This is a genomic window from Lysinibacillus sphaericus (genome assembly GCF_006864135.1).
Classification (GTDB): domain Bacteria; phylum Bacillota; class Bacilli; order Bacillales_A; family Planococcaceae; genus Lysinibacillus.
Window position 1 is genome coordinate 1 of sequence record NZ_SADV01000037.1, and the last position, 22,142, is coordinate 22,142.

Below are 22,142 nucleotides of genomic sequence, written 5' to 3' on the forward strand. Positions count from 1 at the left end.
AATAAATACCATACATGTCCCTTCTATAACTTTTTATTTTTTTAAAAAGTATACTTTTTTTTAACAGTTCAGAAGATAACATTATAACTGATTCTACACCCAGAATATGTAATGTATTCCCATACAAAATTATTTCATACTCTCCCCATACTTCTACGCCCCATAAGTAATCTATAAGTAATTCAATATCTTTTTTATCTACTTTTTCATGGGTTAAATCACTACAAATGGCTTGTGCCATTATACTATTTAATTTAAAAGTTAATAATCCTGTTTTTTCAAAATTTGCATTTTCATCATCAATTAATTTTTTTAAAATCTTTAAATTCCCTTGCAAATAAGCCTTTTTCAAATCTTCAATCAGCAATTCTAAATCATTTTTTTTGAATTCATTATTTATAAACAAAAATTCATTAAACTTAACATTTATCCTATTAAGTAGTTCTAATATCTTAGGTAATGTAATTTCTGACTCATTTCTTTCAAATTTTGATAAATATGAAACCGAAACGATTCCTTTTGCTACAAATTCTAGACTATACCCTTTATGTAACCTCAATTTTCTAAAAGTGCTACCAAAATCCATTTAACCAATCCTTTGTCATATATTACAAAAAAAAGAATACCTTATAATCATTATATATAATTTAAGTAAAATAGAAAGGCGGAAATATATGATAAAAAACAAAATAACAAAAACACTCTCTCTGTTAGTTGTAATTTATATAGTTGGTTCAAATTATTCATCCGCAATTTTAGAATTCATTGGAACGGAAATATAATCTGGTGAAAATGAGGCTGTGACAAAATAATAACAAAGGAGCCCATGAAATTTTACGATCAGTAAAGTTTCATGGGCTTTGTATTTGAAGATGTAAATTCTAATAAAAAGAAAGGACACCTTCTTATAAATTAAAGTGAACAAACCATAACCAATGAGAAAGAAGTGTCCTTGAATCGATATTTTGAAAAACAGCGAAAATAGATAATAACTTTTTCGCTTCAATCTTCCTAAATCAAAAAAATGTTAGATAGAAATACAATCAGTTCAACATTTTTTCTTATTGTCCCAGTCTCTTTTTTAAACCTTGCTAAAGGATTATGATATAGTTGTTTAATTATCGATTGGCGAATAATTCAACTTAGTTCCCTTATTTTATAAATCGTATAGATCGTTTCTCCCCAAATTGTAAAATCTCATCATTCATTAATATGATGTCAGTGTCTTCCTCTGTAAGTTTTTCTCCATTTAAAGAAACACCATTTTGTTTCATTAATCGCATAAACTCACTTTTACTTTGAATATATTCTTCAGCAATTAATGATGGAATAATATCAAGTACAGACTCTTTCCCTATTTCAATTAACATTGTGGGGATGTTATCAGGCAAAACCTCTCCTTCATTAACGATCTTACCTACACCCTTTTGAATCATCTCTAATTGTTCTTCCAGTTTTAAAAACATACAATACAACTCCTTTAATATTGAATTAATATTGCAAGTTCTATAAGAGTAAAAAATCAATTTCGCCTTGGCGTAATTGTAGCTGCCGCTTTGCTTTCGCTACAGAAAACATTTGTAGCTGTCGCTTTGCTTTCGCTACACATAAATTGCCATAGAACGTGACGTTCTTAGACTGAGTTCCGCTATAAAAGGAATCACATCGCATTCATCTTACCACCCGCTTCTGCTGAATGAAGATAAAAAAACGTCCTTTAGGAATAAACCTAAAGGACGTGTTATGAACGTGTTACCACCTTAATTTAAGAGCTACTCACATAACTCTTCTCAATAGGTACGGCTAAATGCGATACCTTTGCATTGATTACGGATGCAAACCCGTCGTAGCCTACTAAAGTTCGGTACGCAGCTCCAAGATGAATTCATTTTAACTTTCCTTGCGCCTCTCATCAACCGGCTACTTTCTGTCAGTTCCATTAAAACTACTAGTTCTCTTCAACACTTTTACTCTTATACTCCAAATTATTGTTAACAACAATTTTTCGTTATGCAAATCTTGATAATTATTATAGCCTCTTTATTTGAATTGTCAATAAATTATTTTAAGCTTTAACCATAGGGTTGATTTCCGTTCCGGCTGGACACTTCCTGAGGCATCCACAGCCATGGCTGTGGATGCGGCTTGTAAATGGGGAAATAAAAATCTGGGGCCCTCTATTCAATTTCCTAAACCAACAAACAAATCCATAGTATCCAGTGCTTTTTCAAGTGGTATTATTGGTAGCGCAATTCTAGTGTATGGGTTTATTTTCAATAAAAAATGGATTTTGTTATTTGGTGCACTTGGGATAATAAGTAGTGTTTTCATATATCGACAAAGTGTCAAAGACGAATAGATACGTATGTATTAAAAAAGCACGAGAAATCAGAAACATTGATTTCTCGCGCTTCTTTTATATGAAATCATATTATTTCTAAACATTATAGTAATTATTTTTTATTGCTCACTAGTTTGTGTGGATGGCTTTAATAAGAACCAAACAATTACTAAAGTTACTAGCGCTAATATAAAAGTACTCATATAAATGAAATGTACACCTGAAGCTAATGCCTCTTGTGATTCGGTTACTATGGTTGCTGTAGTTCCTCCATGTCCACCGGAAGATACAAGATTAAGGTTTTTAATACCTTGTGCGTGAATCATCGTGTTGAAAATTGCCCCGAAAACTGCAGCACCTAATGTTTGACTAAACGTATTGATAAATGTATTTAAGCCAATTGCCGTTCCCCGCGTATGAGTTGGAACAGCTGATTGAATTGTTACCATGTAAATTGGTATAATAAGCCCCATTCCTAAGCCGAATAATCCAACTGCAACATAAATAAGGAATGTTGGTGAGTCTGTTGACAATGTAAATAGTGAAAAGGCAGCAACTGAAAGAATGCTAGCTCCAAGTAGAATGATTTGTTTCGTTTTTAAGTAATCAATTAATTTACCAGAAAAAATAGTGCCAAATGTCCACATAACGGGAAGTGGCATTAAAACGAGTCCGGCCTCTGTCGCATTTTTTCCTAATACACCTTGGCTCCAAATCGGAAGATACATTGTAATACTAATAATCATTGCACCAGAAATAAGAGTTAATATGTTTATAATAGATAATGTACGGTTAGAGAAAAGTGCTAGCGGAATTAATGGTTCCGGAGATTTTTTCTCAATAAATAAGAAAATAATGAATGAAACAGCTGCAAAGATTAAGAGACCAATAATTGTAATGTCCCCCCAATTTTGCTTACTGCTACCTGTTAATAACGCGTATAGTAGCGCGATTGTACTTAATGAAAATACTGTTGCACCAAAATAGTCGATATGGTGCTTAGCAGGCTTAATAGATTCTTTATAATAAATGACAATCATTAAGCAAGCGATAATTCCAAATGGAACGTTTAAGAAGAAGATGTAGCGCCAAGAAAGAGAATCGACTAAAAATCCTCCAACTAATGGTCCGATTACACCAGAGATGCCCCAAACAGCACTAATCCAGCCCTGTGCTTTTGCACGGTCTTTCACTTCGCTATATAAGTCACCCATGATTGTCATTGTTATTGGCATAATAGCGCCAGCACCTAGACCTTGAAGGGCACGAAAGACGATAAGCTGTTCCATCGATGTAACAACACCGCAAAGTGCAGAGCCGACTAAAAATATCGTAGCTCCAATCAGTAAAACTTTTTTACGACCGAATAAATCAGCCAGCTTCCCGTATATTGGTGTCGAAACAGCTGTGGCAAGCATATAAATTGCATATACCCAACTAACAAGTTCGACACCTGACAAATCACTTGTAATACGGGGGATTGCTGTACTAATAATTGTCCCTTCTACAGCTGAAAGAAATGTCATTAACATTAATGATAAGATAACTTTTTTTCTCATATTTTCCCCTTTACTTCTATACAGATTAATTATGCCTCGGCATAATGGCGTCCGGAATCGGCCTGCGTGCAAGCGAAGCAGCAGCATCTGCGCGAAAGAAGTTAAAATTATTCAATATATAACTAAGTATATTTTTGGATTATCTATAAACAATATAGATAATCAATAAAGTTCCTTTATTGCACTAACCAGCTAAGTCAGTTCAAGGACAATTTTTCACAGGATAAACATCAATTTTAACATATATATACATTAAAAATCACCTCCAAGAATAACTAAAGAGGTGATTTTTATCAAACGTTATGACAAACTATCATTCTTATTATAAACGAGCACGCATATTGCTTTGAAATCAATTATGCCTCGGAATTGCGCCCGGAATCGACTTTGTGCTTCCCTTCCAACCCTTAAATACTCGCCACATTTCCTCATATTAACTTTAGCAAAAGTGATACTATCATAAAGGAATTTTTTTAACTAAAAAGTGACTTTACTCGTGGTACCGCTCTTGCTTAAAAGCGCTAGACTAGACAATGCTCTTTTGAAAATGAAAAAGCTTTTTACATATTTTCAAACTGAAATAAATCAACTATAATGGTATTTAAATGTAAGAAATTCTAAATTCAACCCATTTATCTTTTTTTATACAAATCCACTATAAAGGAGCACGAAGATGAAAAAGAAGGTTTTATCTTTACTCATGGCCATAATAATGGTCCTATCAATTAGCGTATCAGCGTTTGCCTATGAAACGTCGCCACCAGCGACAAGAGGAGAAATCGTTAAAACCTTGTTGATGGCAGCAGACGCTTATCAACCAGGAATTAATAAAGAAGACATTATGCAAGGCTCTAAAAACGAAGATTTAAGAGAAAATGAGCCAGCTAAGAAGGTTGAAGCTTTAGTCATGTTGAGTAGGGCATTCGGCGAATTGCCAAAGCCGGTCGGAAATGATCTGCGCAGCGGAACATTTGGTGTCGAGTTCACTGATGTACCAGATTGGGCTAAGAAAGATATCGATAAACTTGCAAAGGCAGGCGTACTGATGGGAAAACCTGACGGCACATTAGGCGCAAATGACAATATTACGATCAATGAGTTCAAAAAAATTATTGCCAGAGTGTGGACGCTTAAAGGCTCCCATTTAAATGACGATTTTTATGAAGCAATCAATAAGGAATGGTTAAATAAATCGACAATTCCGACAGGAGAAATCATGGGTGGCGGTTTTCCTGAGCTGCAAAAGCAAAATACCGATAAAATAGAAAAAATAATAAATGAGCTCGTTGGTAAACAATTCGATAAAGGAACAAAAGAACAGAAAATTGCCGACTTTTATTCGACTGCGTTGGATAAAAAAAATAGAAATAAACAAGGGATTGAGCCCATCCAAAAATATGTAAAGGCAATTGACGGGGCTAAAACGCTTGCTGAGCTCGTTCAAGCAGATCTTGCCCTGGAAAAAGAATTGGGTCTAAGCTCATTATTCAGCTTTACAATCATGAACGATGCAAAGAACAGCAGTGAAAATGCTTTATATTATACCGGATTAGCTACTGGTCTGGATAAGAACAGCTTTGTAACGGAAGACGAGATAGCGAAAAAAGCCTATATTCAATATATGTCTAAGCTTCTCGTGTCATCGGGTGAGGGAGAGTCTGCAGCGAAAGCCCACGCCGAGAAAATTTACGGGATGGAGAAAAGCTTAGCTTCCGTATCGCTTGAACCTCATGAACAAGGCGACGTCAATAAATACTATAATCCGTATACAATCGAACAATTCGATGATATGTTCAAAACAGTAGATATGAAACAAGTCTTAAAATCGATGAAAGTCGACAGTGCTGATAAAGTAATCGTATTCGATGTGAAGTTAGCACAAAAAGGCGCGGAACTCTTGTCTGAAGATAATCTTGACATACTTAAAGCTTACTCCAAAGTACAACTGCTTTCAGCAACTGGCCGTTTATTGTCAGATGAATTCAAAGACGCTGCAAATGAGTTTTCCGCGACGTTATACGGCGTTACAGGAGAAAAAACAGATCAGGAAATCGCAGTTGCCATGACAACTGGCACAATGAGCGGATATTTGGAGCAAATGTTTGCCGACAAACATTTTTCACCAGAAGCTAAAAAAGATGTTGAACAAATGGTAGAGAAGTTAATCGCTACGTATGAAGAAAGAATCCAATCTCTTGATTGGATGTCAGAAACAACAAAAGCTAAAGCAATTAAAAAGCTGCATACGATGATTGTTAAGATCGGTTACCCAGATAAGTGGGATACGACATTAGATAAAGTAGCTATCAAGACATATGACGAAGGCGGTTCGTTGTTCTCTAATACCTTCACAGTAACCAAAGCATACATTGATAACACGAAAGCCAAGCTAGGAAAACCGGTGGATAGAACAGAATGGTTAACAAGCGTTTATACCGTAAATGCATTCTACAACCCTTTTAATAACGAAATTACGTTCCCTGCCGGTATTCTCCAAGCGCCTTTCTATGATATTAATGCTAAACCTGAAGAAAATTACGGTGCCATTGGCATGGTCATTGGCCATGAAATCAGCCATGCATTTGATAACAATGGATCTGCCTACGACGAAAATGGAAATGCAAATAACTGGTGGACAGAAGAAGACTTTAAGAAATTCGAAGAGAAAAACCAGGAACTGATTAAGTTCTATAATGACATTGAGATTATTCCGGGTGTGTTGAATGATGGTCAACTTACACTAAGTGAGAATGTCGCTGATTTAGGTGGAATGGCGGCTTCGCTGCAAGTTGTATCCAAAATGAGTAATCCGGATTATAAAGCATATTTCGAAAGCAATGCAGAAATATGGAAATCCACAACCACAAAAGAATTTGCAGCATATCTGAGCAAAAACGATGTACATTCAGCCGCTAAAATTCGGGTAAACCGCACGATTGTGAACTTCCAGCAATTCTATGATACCTATGGAATTAAGCTTGGAGATGGCATGTATGTAGCTCCAGAGGATCGAGTTTCCATCTGGTAAAAATTAGAGTAGATAGAGCTATTTCCGATAGCTCTTACATCAGTGTATAGAAGCAAAGGCTGTCTAGAAAGTCTTTTTAGCGTAAATACACCGAAATAAAAAGCCCAAGAATGCTAATTTTACGGCATTCTTGGTTTTTGCTTTTTTCAGCCATGGGGGTAGTATCAGCGTTAACTAACACCACCCGCATCTTTTATCAGCCATAAGATGGCATTTAAAGATATAATCAGGATCTTTAAAATAATGGATAGAGAGGTATCAAAAATATGTAAGTTATTTGAATCCTTCACATTCAGAAGCGGAATAACAATCAAGAATAGAGTCGTTATGGCACCTGTGACAACCTGGTCAAGTAACTAAAGAGGCAGGTGGAATTTATCTTTTCGAAACAAAAGAAACGGCTGAAAAATATTTAGATATGCACTCTAAAAGATTAGCTGGCTTTGGGGTAACAGATGTCAACGGAAAAATCTTTTTCATTAATTCTTACTAAGATCAATAAAGGACCAGTAAGTAAATAAACTAACCATCTCGTTTCAAACCCAACATTTTTTGCAAGAAGTTTTTCATCTTATTTGTTATGTCTTCTAATGTAAAAAAACAAAAAATATAACCCTTGATACAGCAAAAACTACTCTGTATCAAGGGTTATTTTAGTGTTTAAAAATGACGTTTTTATGTTTAGACAGCTTTTCATGCTTATGCTTGTAATGCCTCAATTGTTTGCGCTACTTGCTCTTCTGTTAAATTGTGACGCACAATGTAGCGGTTTCGCGCATGCTTTGTACATTCGATTGTACAGCCACCTAAATGCTTTGCTTCATTTTCTTCAGATGCAATGATTTGCTTGTTACATTCAGGGTTTGCACAGTTAATGTAACGTTCACAAGGTTCGCCGTCATAGTGATCACGACCGATAATAACATGCTCTACTTGATTAATCGGTACCGTTAAACGCTCATCAAATACGTACATTTGACCGTCCCATAATTGGCCTTTCACAACAGGGTCTTTTCCGTATGTTGCAACACCGCCGTGTAATTGGCCAACATCGCCAAAGCCTTCACGTTTCATCCAGCCCGAAAACTTCTCGCAACGAATCCCGCCCGTGCAGTATGTTAAAACATTTTTCCCTTCGAATAGCTCGCGGTTTGCACGTACCCATTCCGGTGTATCGCGGAAGTTTTGTACATCTGGTCGAATCGCGCCACGAAAATGGCCGACATCGTATTCATACGTATTACGCACATCTAATACTACTGTATTTTCATCTTGAATTTCAGCAAGGAATTGTTCTGGTGACAGGTAGCGACCTGTTAATTCATGTGGGTTTACGTCTTCTTCTAAGCCTAAGTTTACTAACTCAGGACGTGGGCGTACGTGCATTTTTTTGAATACATGCCCATCTGCCGCATCAATTTTGAAGACAATGCCTTTAAATAATGGGTCTTCTTCCATGTTTGCCATGTATTGCTCTGTTTGCTCAATCGTACCTGAAACAGTACCGTTAATGCCCTCATTGGCTACTAAAATACGACCTTTTAAACCGATTTCTTTACACATTGCTAAGTGCGTTGCTGAAAATACAGCTGGATCTTCAATTTTCGTGTAATGGTAATATAATAAGACTTGATAATTCATTGTATCCACCTATCATTTCATATATTTGCAGGATATACCCGATAGTGTCTTTTACGACCTATTAAACATAAAGGATAATCATTTAATATGCTATCGGTAATTAGGCTGAAATGGGTATACAATATTGTTTTTAAAGAACTTTTGAAGTGTTCAGCGGATTTGAACTAACAAGAAATAACCGATCCAGTTAATGAGATCAATAAAGTAAAGAACTGGTAAGTAAATAAATTAACTATCTCGCTTTAATGTAAAGTATACGACTTTTTTGAAACCCAACAAAATGACAATATTAATTATAAATTTTGCAGAAGTTTTTAATCTTATTTGTAATGTATTTTACTATAAAAAATAATTTGAAAAAAATATAAACCTTGATACAATAACAACTACACTGTACCAAGGTTTATTTTAGTGTCACATCATCTTATATTTTATATGACAAATATAATTATAAATAAAATGTGACAGTATTAGTTATAACTCACATGTTGGTTTGGAATAAAGTTTGATTAAAAATATGCTGCAGACGTTGATTTTATAGATAGAAGAAACCCATTCATTTTGAACAAAGATTGATCAAAATGAGTGAAATTAATTTTAACTAAGATTAGTTTTTTATAAAAAAGTTTGATTAAAAAGCATACTTTTACTCATTTTTTCTTTTTACGAAGTTTATTTAGAAGTTTTTATAGAATCAGATAATTTTGCATTATTTAAAAAATACTCATTTAGTTCACTAATACACTCTGAATATTCTACTAAATTTCTCCTAATTTCCACATATTTATTATCATCAAATATAATCTTTGTTCCATTTCTATGTACGCTCTCCAAGTAAGATGTTCCAGAGTTAGGGTCCTTTAACTCTTTTACATGCGCTAACGTGTTCCTAATTAAAATAATCTCTTTTTCAAAATTTGATATTCTTTCCTTAATAGAAAGTAATAATTCCCTTTTTTCCTCAATTTCTATTCTTTCTTCTTGATTTGATTTTGATTGTAATAATACATTTAATTCTTTTATATCACTTTTTAATAAACTCTGAAGCCCTGTATACAGATTATAAGTTGTCAAAATATTCTCATCTATCAATTCATTAATATTTTTTTGATGAATGACATTAATCAATTCACTCTCTTTTAAAAACTGTTCCTGTTTCTTATCACAAATGTTTTTAAGGATTGTTGCTTTTTTTATATCATTTTCATAGATCACACTAAGATAACCTTTGAGAATATCTGCTATTTTGGATTCAAGATCTATAGTTTCTGCTATAACTAACCCTCTCATATTGTTAACATCCTGAACTTTTTTAATCGTATTTCCAATCACACCGTTTACTTTTTCTTCAAACTCTTCGAAATCTCTACTTGAACAGAAAATCCCATCTATCCCTTGTTTTCTAATCAAATCTCGAATAAATTTTGCCCCACTTTGTGAATAAAAAACTATATCCGTGTATATCTCAAGGTCCCTGATGCTTTTAATTATTTCATCACCTTTTTGGTTTTCTAAACTATAATCCATTAATATTAAATCACAATCACTTTCTTTTAATATTTTAAATAGACCTTCACTATCATTATCATATCTGTGTACAATCATTTTAAAACCTTTTTCTTCCAAAAGTTCATTTATCGCATCACTTATTGTAGAAAACCACGATACATTATCTTCAAACCATAATATCTCATATTTTAATCTCATTTTTGCACCTCAATTTTAAACCCTACACCTTTTTCTATATTTGACAATACACTAATTGTCCCGTTTAACTCTGATAATATTTGTTGAGTATGGAATAATCCTAACCCTGAACCTGAAGTTGTACTGAAACCTTTTTCAAATATCTTACTATAATTTTTTATGCTTTCATCAAGACCATGACCATCATCAACAAAGTTAAGAATTAATTTATCATTTTCTACTACTAGTTCTATACTAATATTTTGAGCTTTAAATTTTCTTGAATTATTGATTAAATTATCTAGAACAATCGATAGCTCTATAGGTTTAAATTTAGTAACGAAAGAATTATTTGGATTGCTACTAATTTTAAAAATCAAATCATTATCGTCCATTACTCTACATACATTTTCAATATAATCTTCAATAAAGATTACAAGGTCTGCTTCAATTTTTTCAGATTGGAGATTAAAATTTGCTTTAGTAGCAAATTTAACTACAGATATAATTTTTTTATTCAAAAATTCAATGTTATCTAACATTTTCTTCACTTGCTCTATACTAAATTCTTTACCATTAGCTATACGCCTGTTCCAAATGACTAACTGTGCATTTATATCATTTGAGTAGATTCCTATTTGATGATGCAAACTAATTATATTATCTAAGTCTAAAGTAGAAACTGATTTTAAAAATAAATTTTGATTAAATGTTTGCTTTAATTCTGATTTAGTTTGTGTTATCTCTTCTTCTTTTTTCTCTAATTCAAACTCTCTAAAAATAATTTCTTCTTCAAAACTTTCTTTTTCATCTAATAATTGATTAAATCTCTTACCAATTTTCGTTATTTCCTTATGTAAATCTTTATTATCTGTTGATCTAAGTGCTGTTTTTGCTAAGTCTGATATCTCTTTCGATACACTTTTATCCTGTCTTTCTTCAATGATATCAAAAAAATCCTCATCATATTCAATACTAATAACATCATTTGCTTTTGAGATCTTTTTAATAAATTTTAAAATATCTTCTTTTACATCCTCCGGATATAAAGCAGGACTTTCAATTCCTTCCGTTTTTATAGGATCTCCCCATCTTATAATATCTATTAAATATTTTTCGAGGCGCCTTAATGATGAATAAAATGATTTTTCTAACATAATGTAGCTTTCATTTTTTATTAAACCCCCATCTCTACTAGTAGTTTCTTTAAGTTCTTCATTAACCCCAGCTATTTCTATCCTACCTATTACCTCTCGAGAACCAAGGTATCTTGCATAACCTTGAGTTTTTCTTTTATCCATTCCAAACGGATCATCACCAACATCTCCAATTGGAAATATTCTGAAGCCGTTTTTAAACAAAAAAATAGATCCATAATTAACTGAATCAACTCCCATTATTTTTTTGAAATGGATTTTTGCTGAACGATTTAAATAGAATATCTCTATATTGATATTTTTTAATAGATGAAAAGGATTCACTTCAATAAGTTTATAAATTATTTTCCCTCTATCTTCTAAAGTTGTTTTTATATAAGCTCCATCTTCAGTTATCCGACTATGTATTCTCATAGTTTTTATTTCCAACACTTTAAAAATCGTATTTTTCACATAACCATTTACTTTGTCATTATCATCTTTTTTATTGTCATCTATTTTCTTTTCGTCATTCACAATAATTTCTATTGAAAATTCTTCATCTTGTTCATTAGGGTTAATTAATTTTTCCAGAGATTTTTTTAAATTTAATATTTTTTTTCTATCCCATTTATCTCTGAGTTTTGTTAATTCTAAAATTGTTCCATGACTAATTGGATAGTCACATGAATTTAATGTATCATGCGTTACATTAATATTTAAAAATTCTTCAGTTTGATCTTTTTCGAACTTTTCCCAATCCACTTTGATGTTTTCAATTTTTGTTGATACTTTATCCTTTATTGTTATAAGGTTTAGATTACTTGCTAATCTATCACAAGAAAACCTTCCGACACCCTTTGCGCCTGCGTATCCTCTTTTAGACTTCAACTTTTCTCTATAATCTTTTGTTTCCCTGTCATCCTCAGTTCCATCTTTTTTTGCTGAGTATGCTACAAAAAGCCATTTGTTTTCTATATCTTCAATATCCATCCCTTTCCCATCATCAAAAATTACAATACTAGCGTTATTCTTATAAATATCATTAAAGACTATTTTCACATTTTTTGCATGAGCATCAAATGAATTCTTCACTAATTCAAATATTGCAACAAATTCATTAGTAATAAGCTCTTTACCAATCAAATTCTTCAAACCCGAACTTACCTTAAAAGACATTGTATTATTATTCATTTAGTTCATCCTTTTCAGTTTGAATTATTGCCTTCCTAATTTCTAAAGCTATCGCCTTTGCAAATAAAGGAGGTACAGCATTACCTACTTGTGTATATTGCGGGGTCTCATACTTTCTTCTATCTCCCCCAGTAGTTCTTTTTCCTTTAAACTCAAAACTGTCATCAAAGGATTGCAATCTAGCAAATTCTCTAACAGTAAGAATTCTTGGGTTATTCATATCATAATGAACAATATCATCTGGCAATGTTAATACAGTAGGTGAAATGTCGTTTTTATCAAGTTTCGCACATCTGAATTTTTTAGTTTGATATATTTCTTTCAAAGAAGGTGGTAATCTCTCTAGCAAATCATTTATACTTTCACCTGGATTTAATAAGCTAAACCGTTCTATTGTCTTATCATTATGATTTGAAGTTTGATGATTAAATAGTGTCCTTGACCGAATAGGCAGTCCATTACTCCCTGGTGTAACTCCTCTTCTTAACATTTTTTGATAATCAGATTTATTTCCATATTCATTGTTATATTTTATTTGGATTTCTCCATTACCTATGAAATTTAAATCTGAAATAGCATCTTCAGTATTAACAAAAATATTTTGCGCAGTAGGAAAATTAGGTGGGGTAACTAAATCTTTATATTTACCACTTCGATATCTTCTTATCTTATGGCCTAAAAAAATTACACGAGGTCTATTTTGAGGAACACCAAAATCCTTTGCATTTAACACTCGAAAATCAACAAAATACCCCATTTTAAAAGCTTCGTTTTTTATTATTTCCTGCGGACTTACATCTTCATAGATTTGGCCATCTAAACCTTTTATTTTTTCGAATTTATATGATAAGAGCCCCTCAACATTTTCAATCACAAAATATTCCGGTTTCACAAATTTAACTACTTTTAAATATTCAATAAATAATGTATTTCTAATATCATCTGCTAATCTTTTTCCTGATAAACTAAATCCCTGACAAGGTGGCCCTCCTACGATAACATCGATTGTTTCATTCCCTACAAACTCCTTAAGTTTCTTCTTACTATGTGTTAAATCTCTAATGTCTCCATTAAAATAGTTTACGTTATAACCCAATTTCTTATGTCTATTTATATATGTTTCTGCTGCTTCCTTGCTATAATCTGTTGCGGAAACAATATGAAAACCTGCTTGTAAAAAACCTTCAGACATTCCTCCTGCACCAGAGAATAAATCTAAAACTTTTAACTCCCTTACCATTCATATCACCTATTTTCAAATATACTGGTACCAGGATATCATATTAAAAACTGCTTGTAATCATATTTATTTACATTTTAAAATCCAAAACAGCTATCTATTCTCCTAACTTCTTTAATAAGCAATCTTTATTCTAACTCAATAATTCGATTGAATAATCTACCTGCCCAATGCCTAGGCTCTTTCTTTCCATGCCTCAATAAGAAAAATTTAAATGGAATAAATTTTAGTTCTTCTTTGTCCCAAGTCCCCAAGGCGTTTATTAAGCTTGTTAATACTCGTTGATATACGTATGCTCTATTTTCGAGTTTATTTAAAGAACATATTAAAGTCGATAATGCTTTATCTTCACGCTCTATTTCAATCACGCTGACTTCTCTTCCAGAAAACAACCTCACCTCAGCAATCACATATTTCCTTTCCGTAATACCATCACTTAAATAAACAAAACGCTTCGTACTAGAAAAACCCCTTAAGCTCCCTTGAATGGTATTAATAGATAGTACTTCATGTAAATCATGTAATACTCTCATTACTTTTATAAAATCACCTAATTCACCATCAATCTGGATATCCAATAATGATTGCTCTAATCCTTTTGTGACTAGATTCCCTCCTAAATCAGCTGTTGAGCGTTTACCTTCTTCATTTATAAATCGTTTCTTTGTATTTTCATCTTCAAATTCTCGCATTTTATTAGAATTTCTACGCATCTTTGTTATTTTTGGTGGCTTAAAATATTCATGTTTTTGATTGTCCATTTCAATAATATCAAAATCATCAGTTGTCCCTTCAATTTCTTCATCTAACAATAATTCATCTTGCTTACCATTTATATTTCTCTTATGTAATGTATATTTCTTAGGTTCATTGTATTTTTCAGATTGGACTACTTCAGGGTGACCAAAAGTAATTTCACTGTAAGGAATAAGTTTATTTTTCACACTTACCACTCTTAGCACAGTGCCACCAGTTGCATTAGATTTCACTATTGCTTTAATTGTAATTGGCTGGCTAAATGACCAATCAAACTTTAAAATACTAGTATTGTTAAATGTATAAGCTACATTCTCAAATATATTTCTTAAATCTTGATTTGTAAGTAGCCATACAAGTTGGTATAGAAAATTTGATTGTGTGTATTTTCGATTATACAGTGATGTAAAATCCAAATGGATTTTATTATCCCCATAGTGTTCTATAAAATATTGTGGGAATGAATGTGATTCGAAAAGTCTATATAGTAGAAAACGATTCGGTGCTAAAATGCTTCGAACTACCTCAATTAACGGAAGAATATAGCTTTGATTGGCTTGCTTTACAATAAAACTCCTTGAAATATCCTTATCATTCGTCCCGTAAATATCCCATTCTTTCTCATGGGTATTAACCTTATCTGGATAAATTGTGATGTCAATTTCCTCAGTTTTTTTTTTGGGTATGCTGCTTTTTCTAATATCGCCGTCCACATAATAATGTTGGATTGCCAATGCAGGGAGCGTACCCCAATCGACTAATAATTTTTCCGTTATACCTTTAGCTCTAAAATATGCGTAAATCATTATTTTCTTTTCATAGCGAAAAGGAGAGCTAATCCAAATTAATTGTGCTTGCTCTCCCTTTTCAAAAGGCCAGTTATTCAGTTTAACTTGTTGTTCACTCACCGTTTCTCACTTCCTGCTTCGTCTCTAAATACCGTTCTAATAAAGGTTTTATTTCCTGAAAATGATGTGATTTAACAGCTGCTATTCGTTGCACTTTCCACAATATTATTGGCTCACCGTTCTCAAGCAAATTATCAATTACTTTGTAGCAACGACGTAATTGGAACTCCTGTCCGGACTCCGTTATTTCATTTAACAACTGTTTCGTTTTTGATAACTTATCTAAACGTTGCTCTAAATTTGCAAGTATACCTAGCCTCTTGCCAATTTTCGAAGTAGTTATACGTATAGGTTCCTCTTCTCGTAGCAATTGCTGATAAAGCATCTTAATTTGTTGCACATATTGTTGATCTCGCTTCGACCAATCTACAGATGTTGTTGGATTATCTCTTAGCTGTACTTTAGGCAACACACTCTCTAAATAACATCGGTCATAATGATATAAATACATATACTGTTTCGCAAATTTTTTTCGTAATGTTGTACGAGAAAGATTTGGATTCTGTTTTATTTCTTTTAGCAATTCTTGCTTATATTGGCCTAATTTATCAAGATCGTATTCAGGACTTTCTACTAATTTTAATTCGACATTTCCATTTAAATACCTTTTAATTGTTTTAGAATCTACACCTAAAATTTTCGCCATCGCCCGAATGCTCCATTTTTCTTTTTCAAGAGCTTCTAATTTTTTTATCCATACCTCACCAAACGCTTTTACTCGGCCTATTTCAAACATATCTGTTGTATGTTTTCTTGCATAAATAAAACCACATGAACATGTAAATGTACCAATCAAATTTTTGGATTTATAGTCTCTGGTCACTTCTACCTTTTGAATTATTAGTTGCTGGTAATGTGATGCAGCCTTATTTAAACAGGGGAATGGTCCTTTACCAAAAGCCCCTATGTCTTTTGTAAGCACAACAAGCTCCTCTATATCTAGCTTTAAAAAATATAGAAAAAGCAAATGACGAAATGGATGTACATGACGTTTCATATTACGAGTTAATACCTTTAGCCAATTATATTCATCTTCCTCATTTAACTCGCTTTCATGGTATTTTAAAAAAACCCTCGAAAATGTAACTTTAAAAGCTTGATGCAACTCATGCTGACGAACCTGGTTCGAAGCTGTTATTAAATTATGCTCTCGTAACAATGCTTTATATTTAGAATTAATGTCTTCCCTTGAAAGTGAGTATAACGGTAAATGAAGTAATTTGTAAGCTTGCTTTGCTAAATAAACTGACACTTCTTTATGCGCATCGATCTCATATATGTCTGATAAATTCATATATCTTAATTCAAATCGAATATACTCAATTCGACTATCTTTGGTTACCGAGTATTCTCTTAATAGAACTTCATGGTGAGGACAATAATCTATTCCTTGTAGTTGATGCTCCCGATGAATATAGGGCTCTCCAAATTGTTCTGTATCTGATTTTGCACAAATAGCACAATAATAGATACCGCTTTTATTACAAATGCCTCCAGCGACCATTCCTAGCCTTGTATAAAGTGCCTTACCATCATCTTTTACATCATTTAATATTTCTTGTTGACGCTGCTTCGACAAAAATGAAGCATAATAAGGATAAATTGTGTGGTTAGCCAATAGCGATTCTACAGAATATTGAGCACCTAGTTTCTCTGCCAAAACAGAAAAATAGCTACCAATCCCTACACTCGGTATCACAGAACGATTGTCAAACAACTCTTCCAAAGTATCTTTACAATCAATATTGCCACTATAAAAATGATACCGGGCAATGGCTGAATAGATTAATTCATTTGGATAAGGATTTGTAAAAAACGGTAACATCTAATGTCCCCCTAGGAATACTCGACTTATTTCTATAATGCCGATATAGCTAGCTTTTCAGACATAAGATGTACCATTAGTTAAGAGAAAGTATTATAAATCATTTAATATAAATTCCTCTAAAAACGGTTTTATATATCCATTTATTTTTAATAATTCATACGGATGCTTTTTTCTTTCTAACGCTTTTACTCTTAACCTTACTAAAGGTAACAGTTCATCTTTATTTGTATGATTTAATTTCTGGTCTTTTTTCTTTTGATTTAAAGTCATTGCATTCTGTATAGCTTCTAACTTTAAATTGTTATATTCACTTTCAATTGGCTGGTTACCTACAACTTTGGAAACTAACTTTTTTATATCGTTAGGATTTAAGGTATCGAAAATTCCTAATGAAGCAATCTCATAACTAAGATTTTCAGTTATCTCTAGTCGTCTGTACTGAAGAGTATTTTGACGCTCTGTCATAGCTTCCTTGACTTTACCCTCATATTCGGTATTCTTTTTATGATTAATCATAAGATCATCTAGATTAATCATAATGTCCTCATACTTATACATTGCCTTTAAGTCATTCGTACGTAATGCATTCATCATAGGTTGGATAATTTTCAAATCTTCTCTTGCTGTTTTCTTTATTACTTTTGGTGTAATTCTTTCTTCTCCATTTGCTTCATCAAATAAGGCTCTTTCTTGAGCTAAAATGAACAAGTTAACTGCTACTGAGGTAATTCCTTGGCATTCCTCATAAAATGTTTTTTTCAACTCTTCTGTTAATTCTGAGTGAATCTTTAAACATTGAAATGCCCATAGAGTTTCTAAGAAAAATTCCCACTCTTCACTATCTTCTGCCATACGATCCCATATAATTGAACCATCACTTGCTGCACGACGAGCTTGTCGGAAGTTCCCTTTAAATAGTTGTTGTGCTTTCGAGGTACCAATTAATACTGTTGGTATACCTACTGTGTTTGATAACGTCACAAAGAAATTTAGCATTTCTTCCTGGTCATTTTTTGAATGAAGTAAATGCTGAATTTCATCAATGACAAGAATGCCAATGCCGTACATACTCGCTAATGATGTCATGTGTAATAACATTGTTGAGGTAACACGATTTAAATAACCGAATTTCTCTAAATAACGTGTACCTAATAAATCATCAATTGCTTTGAAGAAACTTTTACATAAGGTCGATAAGCTACCGTCATACGGACAATCTATTTTAAGCCAAACGATTTGAGTGCGATTAAAAGGATGTCCTTCGTACAATTCATGCTTAATGACTTGAGGATACATTAACAACAAACGTTCAATTGCAGTTGTTTTACCGATACCTGAGATGCCAATAATTGATAGACTATCTGCTGTTGAACGAATATGGTTTAAGCGTTCATCAATATATTGATGTGCCTGCTCTTCATCCTCACGTAGATGATGCAATATTCGAATCCGTTCAAGGAATGATTTATCTAACGGATTTCGGGCTAAATAACCACGACGAATCAAAGTTGATAACCGACGCTCTACTTCAAAATGGATTGGCAACGGCTGAATGAAGTTTTTCACACGTTTTAAAACATGATAACGAATATTTGCTTCACTTTTCTTATCTTGTTCACTAATACGCGGCGTTACCACAAAACGATCCAACACATCATCTTCATCAAAGATTGGCGGTAGGGCTTCAATAAAAGGATTATGAGCATATTCAATAAGCATTTGAGTCTTATAACTTGCTTCTTCCATATCTCCTTTTAAGACTACATTATTCATCTTTTCCAAATTCCTCATCTCGCTTCCTCTTTAATTTTTCCATAAGACGTGAAGGTGATTTCTTTTGCGGTTGCTCTTCTAGCTTTATTCTAGATGTAATATCTATGATTTCTGTTGATTGTTCAGTTACAGTGGGTGACAAATCAAATTTTTCTTCCTCACGATTAGCTTGTTTTTCATTCGCTTTATTATCTCGAATCGCAGCTAGTTTTTCTTTTTTACTTGTAGGTTGATGTAGGGCTTGTTTTTTCTTTTGCTCTGCTGCCTTAATAATTTGACCCATCATCGTATCTGTATTAATTGTCAGTTGTACTTGCTTAGAGCGTTCCTCTTCCTCTAATTCATTTCGTAGTTGTTGCTGGAAAACAACTTCTTCTAAAAAGTCCAATTTATATTGCTGGCTAGACTCTAATAAAATGCATGTTTCATAATCCATTCCGTTATCATTTGGGATATAAATTTTGTCTAAATGACGTGGATCATACACAATATCAATACTTTTGTTTTTCAGCTTTGCATACCATTGTTCTTCGATTGCTCGCTTTGATCCATATAATAAATTTTTGAATTTGATACCTGCTCGTGAAATTGTGGCTTTACCACGTGGCAACACATTTAAACGTAAAATATCCCTATCTACTGTACGAAGACGACCTTTCCGATTTTGAATACCCCAGTTCCATAAATTTATAGGAGTTGGCACAATGCCATCTGTAATCATCACTTTTTCCATCGGATACTTATCAATGATTTTATGGTTATGCTGAAGCATCATCGTAATGATTAATGCCGTAAACTCCTTTAAATTCAGCGTAGCATCGAGCCTATAATCTCTATCCCCACGCTCTCGATATTCTTTTTGAATAGCACCAGGTGCTTTCTGTTTTACTTTTCCATTAATTGTACGGAATTTACGTTCAACGATACCTTTTAAATCCCCTCGATACGCTGTTGTATTTTCGATTTTGATATTTAAATTATTAATAAGTCCAGCTACTGCATAGCCTTCAAACTCGCCTCTGTCAGCAATAATTATTTCGGGTAAATGATACGTTGGCCATTGCTCATCAGTAATCTCAATATCATATTGCTTACAAAATTCAACCTTATCAGCAACCATATTATCTAAAGCCATCATTGCTCCTAGCCAAGACGGGCCTTCCAATCCTACATATATTCCTGTAACGATACGTGAATATACGTCAATAATTGCATAAACAACAGGTCTACCTATAATTCGATTTATATCAAAAGAGCTGACCAAATAAATATCCGCAATCGTTGCATCGATTTGAAAGCGTGTGCCAGGTCCGTTTGTTTCAATTTTAGAATTACTTAAAATAGGACGATGTTTTAACTCGTATTCCTTAGCACTTTTACGAAATTCAATATCTTTTTTAGGATCTTCAAGCTTTTTAAACCAGTAGTAAAATTGATGATATGAAGGAATACGATTTGCTTCCCAAATACGATATTGAATTTCTCCATCTTCTTTATAACGGTCTGCATAAAAATCACGCAAAATAAAATGGTACACATCTTTTAACGAATAGTTATTGGCTTTGCGGTAGTATTTATTAATGGCATGTTCAAATTGCGTCTTAATCTCCTCAGTTATATTAATGCCACTTCGATATTCACCATTTACAGTTACTCTACGTGGGCGACCAACCTTATTATTGCTAAGATTTTTAGTCTTCCCTCGACCACCCGAGTTTGCGTAATCAGGTAACATAGCATTTTTGTTCATACCTCGTTGCCAATAGCGACTTAGCAGTTTTTTCACCTTTGTTTTGCCTAGGCCACTCTCGGCGGTAATCTCTATTATTTTTACTTCACGCCCCTTTTTCTTTAGTAGCTCTTTCATATTAGGGAGGATAAAATTTTCTACAGTTGCCCAGTCCTCATCTCGTTTGCTAATTTGAACAGACGTTAATTCATCATCTGGAATTGCTTTTGCAAAAGGATCGCTTATTCTCAATAATTCACCTTGCTCAAGCTCTATCTCTAAATGGCTATATAGCTCTCTTTTAGGCATAGCACTCGTTGTGTCAATATTAACTATATAGGCGTACGATTCTTCAATTTCAATAATACGAATGCGTTGTGAATCTGCTGTATATTGAAGTACTTGATTAATATAAATCAACCGTATTTCACCTTCTTCAACTTGCTTTCATCTATTGATTGAATAACAATTATTTGTTCCACGTTTAACGGCTCTAACATGTCTACTCGAATGATTTTCTGTGCCAGTAAATGATAAAATAGCGTCATACCACTTCCTAAAGGCATATGTGTCTCTTTATCAAATACATTTGTAACTTCTCTAATGCTTTTGCTTTCACATAATATTCTCTGTAACAGTGCCATTGCTAAATCTTCAATATGTTGTCGGTTCACATTTTGAAATGCATCATATTGTTGAATATCATAATAATCATGAATATAGCTAATATTCCGAGCCATTTCTTTAGGAATCTCCAACTCTGTTACAATGCCCCAATCAATTTGCCTTCGCTCCCAATAAACTCGTTCAATCTCAAACTTTTCAATAACTCGATGTTTTAGTAGCTCATCTTTCATTTTTATTGTTCGTGCAAGCTCTACTAACCCATTTCCTTTTTCTACCGTTAATAAAAAATCCGTTGTCATTACAACTGGCTCATTCGTTTTAGGGTCCGTAGGATGTTTTAGACCTAATTCATCAGCAATGACAATTGTTTCTTCCAACGGCAATAAAGGAAATTGTTCTCGAATATCAACAACGAAATCCGAATATTCAATTAAATAAAAGTAGTTTCGTTCCAAATCTGATAAAAATTCGTGCTGCCTTTTCGTTTTAATACCTTTTAAACGAGTGGATCTTCCCAATGAGGAAACATCTTGAATATTCAACCACGGTTTATAATCGGCACCAATTCCCGAGCCACGACCTTCTTTAATCCACTTTTCAACTTTAGATGTTCTAGTTCTTTTAGACATAAAAAACACCCCTTTGGCTAAATAATAACCAAAGGGGTAAAGCTTCGCAACTTTTTTACAATCGTCG

The 22,142-nt window shown here is 33.1% G+C and carries 15 protein-coding genes, 1 pseudogene and 1 other annotated feature; of the genes and pseudogenes, 3 read left to right on the forward strand and 13 right to left on the reverse strand.

Annotation, left to right across the window (positions count from 1 at the left end):
• From C7Y47_RS23240 to C7Y47_RS23250, 4 genes are all read right to left on the reverse strand, one after another.
• A partial coding sequence (locus C7Y47_RS23240) for a helix-turn-helix domain-containing protein (RefSeq protein ID WP_142510916.1) occupies nucleotides 1-586 on the reverse strand: 586 nt, incomplete at its 3' end.
• Nucleotides 587-1,151: 565 nt separating this feature from the next.
• Nucleotides 1,152-1,466, reverse strand: coding sequence for a hypothetical protein (locus C7Y47_RS23245; RefSeq protein WP_142510917.1), 315 nt, complete (start codon nucleotides 1,464-1,466; stop codon nucleotides 1,152-1,154).
• A gap of 40 nt (nucleotides 1,467-1,506) precedes the next feature.
• Nucleotides 1,507-1,671, reverse strand: a complete 165-nt coding sequence (locus tag C7Y47_RS25145; protein WP_185903582.1) for a hypothetical protein — start codon at nucleotides 1,669-1,671, stop codon at nucleotides 1,507-1,509.
• A 58-nt stretch (nucleotides 1,672-1,729) separates the two neighbouring features.
• Nucleotides 1,730-1,971 (reverse strand) — a binding site (T-box leader).
• A gap of 489 nt (nucleotides 1,972-2,460) precedes the next feature.
• A complete protein-coding gene (locus C7Y47_RS23250; protein ID WP_142510918.1) occupies nucleotides 2,461-3,900 on the reverse strand; it encodes an MDR family MFS transporter in 1,440 nt (479 codons plus the stop codon).
• A gap of 673 nt (nucleotides 3,901-4,573) precedes the next feature.
• Between C7Y47_RS23250 and C7Y47_RS23255 the strand changes: the two genes are divergently transcribed.
• The 3 genes and pseudogenes from C7Y47_RS23255 to C7Y47_RS23265 all read left to right on the forward strand — a co-directional run bounded on the left by C7Y47_RS23255 (nucleotide 4,574) and on the right by C7Y47_RS23265 (nucleotide 7,421).
• The gene (locus C7Y47_RS23255) at nucleotides 4,574-6,928 is read left to right on the forward strand and encodes a M13-type metalloendopeptidase (RefSeq protein ID WP_142510919.1); all 2,355 of its coding nucleotides are present in this window, start codon (nucleotides 4,574-4,576) and stop codon (nucleotides 6,926-6,928) included.
• A 243-nt stretch (nucleotides 6,929-7,171) separates the two neighbouring features.
• Nucleotides 7,172-7,285, forward strand: a pseudogene (locus C7Y47_RS25930) (oxidoreductase); the annotation flags it as partial.
• A gap of 16 nt (nucleotides 7,286-7,301) precedes the next feature.
• The gene (locus C7Y47_RS23265) at nucleotides 7,302-7,421 is read left to right on the forward strand and encodes a YdhR family protein (protein ID WP_436970134.1); all 120 of its coding nucleotides are present in this window, start codon (nucleotides 7,302-7,304) and stop codon (nucleotides 7,419-7,421) included.
• 206 nt (nucleotides 7,422-7,627) lie between these two features.
• Here the strand turns inward: C7Y47_RS23265 and trhO are convergent, their stop codons facing one another.
• From trhO to C7Y47_RS23310, 9 genes are all read right to left on the reverse strand, one after another.
• Nucleotides 7,628-8,569: an oxygen-dependent tRNA uridine(34) hydroxylase TrhO gene (trhO, locus tag C7Y47_RS23270; RefSeq protein WP_142510920.1), complete on the reverse strand. Its 942-nt coding sequence runs from the start codon at nucleotides 8,567-8,569 to the stop codon at nucleotides 7,628-7,630.
• 672 nt (nucleotides 8,570-9,241) lie between these two features.
• Nucleotides 9,242-10,276 carry a response regulator gene (locus C7Y47_RS23275; protein ID WP_142510921.1) on the reverse strand — a complete coding sequence of 345 codons (1,035 nt, stop codon included), beginning with the start codon at nucleotides 10,274-10,276 and terminating at the stop codon, nucleotides 9,242-9,244.
• Nucleotides 10,273-12,585, reverse strand: a complete 2,313-nt coding sequence (locus C7Y47_RS23280; RefSeq protein ID WP_142510922.1) for a sensor histidine kinase — start codon at nucleotides 12,583-12,585, stop codon at nucleotides 10,273-10,275. Before C7Y47_RS23280 ends, C7Y47_RS23275 begins: the two co-directional genes overlap by 4 nt.
• A complete protein-coding gene (locus C7Y47_RS23285) occupies nucleotides 12,578-13,825 on the reverse strand; it encodes a DNA cytosine methyltransferase (RefSeq protein WP_142510923.1) in 1,248 nt (415 codons plus the stop codon). Before C7Y47_RS23285 ends, C7Y47_RS23280 begins: the two co-directional genes overlap by 8 nt.
• A gap of 128 nt (nucleotides 13,826-13,953) precedes the next feature.
• A complete protein-coding gene (locus tag C7Y47_RS23290) occupies nucleotides 13,954-15,489 on the reverse strand; it encodes a Tn7-like element transposition protein TnsE (RefSeq protein ID WP_142510924.1) in 1,536 nt (511 codons plus the stop codon).
• On the reverse strand, nucleotides 15,482-17,314 hold the full coding sequence (locus tag C7Y47_RS23295; protein ID WP_142510925.1) for a TnsD family Tn7-like transposition protein: 1,833 nt from the start codon (nucleotides 17,312-17,314) through the stop codon (nucleotides 15,482-15,484). Before C7Y47_RS23295 ends, C7Y47_RS23290 begins: the two co-directional genes overlap by 8 nt.
• A gap of 93 nt (nucleotides 17,315-17,407) precedes the next feature.
• Entirely contained in the window at nucleotides 17,408-19,108 is a 1,701-nt protein-coding gene (locus C7Y47_RS23300) for an ATP-binding protein (protein WP_142510926.1), read from the reverse strand.
• Nucleotides 19,083-21,239 carry a Mu transposase C-terminal domain-containing protein gene (locus C7Y47_RS23305; RefSeq protein WP_142510927.1) on the reverse strand — a complete coding sequence of 719 codons (2,157 nt, stop codon included), beginning with the start codon at nucleotides 21,237-21,239 and terminating at the stop codon, nucleotides 19,083-19,085. Before C7Y47_RS23305 ends, C7Y47_RS23300 begins: the two co-directional genes overlap by 26 nt.
• On the reverse strand, nucleotides 21,236-22,075 hold the full coding sequence (locus C7Y47_RS23310) for a TnsA endonuclease N-terminal domain-containing protein (protein ID WP_142510928.1): 840 nt from the start codon (nucleotides 22,073-22,075) through the stop codon (nucleotides 21,236-21,238). The genes C7Y47_RS23305 and C7Y47_RS23310 overlap by 4 nt, the downstream gene beginning before the upstream one ends.
• Nucleotides 22,076-22,142 lie beyond the last annotated feature (67 nt).

Excerpts from the sequence above, each read along its gene's own strand:
- C7Y47_RS23285 (WP_142510923.1), bottom strand. The coding sequence starts at position 13,825 with ATGGTAAGGGAGTTAAAAGTTTTAGATTTATTCTCTGGTGCAGGAGGA.
- trhO (WP_142510920.1), bottom strand. The coding sequence starts at position 8,569 with ATGAATTATCAAGTCTTATTATATTACCATTACACGAAAATTGAAGAT.
- C7Y47_RS23245 (WP_142510917.1), bottom strand. The coding sequence starts at position 1,466 with ATGTTTTTAAAACTGGAAGAACAATTAGAGATGATTCAAAAGGGTGTA.
- C7Y47_RS23310 (WP_142510928.1), bottom strand. The coding sequence starts at position 22,075 with ATGTCTAAAAGAACTAGAACATCTAAAGTTGAAAAGTGGATTAAAGAA.
- C7Y47_RS23250 (WP_142510918.1), bottom strand. The coding sequence starts at position 3,900 with ATGAGAAAAAAAGTTATCTTATCATTAATGTTAATGACATTTCTTTCA.
- C7Y47_RS23275 (WP_142510921.1), bottom strand. The coding sequence starts at position 10,276 with ATGAGATTAAAATATGAGATATTATGGTTTGAAGATAATGTATCGTGG.
- C7Y47_RS25145 (WP_185903582.1), bottom strand. The coding sequence starts at position 1,671 with ATGCGATGTGATTCCTTTTATAGCGGAACTCAGTCTAAGAACGTCACG.
- C7Y47_RS23280 (WP_142510922.1), bottom strand. The coding sequence starts at position 12,585 with ATGAATAATAATACAATGTCTTTTAAGGTAAGTTCGGGTTTGAAGAAT.
- C7Y47_RS23255 (WP_142510919.1), top strand. The coding sequence starts at position 4,574 with ATGAAAAAGAAGGTTTTATCTTTACTCATGGCCATAATAATGGTCCTA.
- C7Y47_RS23295 (WP_142510925.1), bottom strand. The coding sequence starts at position 17,314 with ATGTTACCGTTTTTTACAAATCCTTATCCAAATGAATTAATCTATTCA.
- C7Y47_RS23300 (WP_142510926.1), bottom strand. The coding sequence starts at position 19,108 with ATGAGGAATTTGGAAAAGATGAATAATGTAGTCTTAAAAGGAGATATG.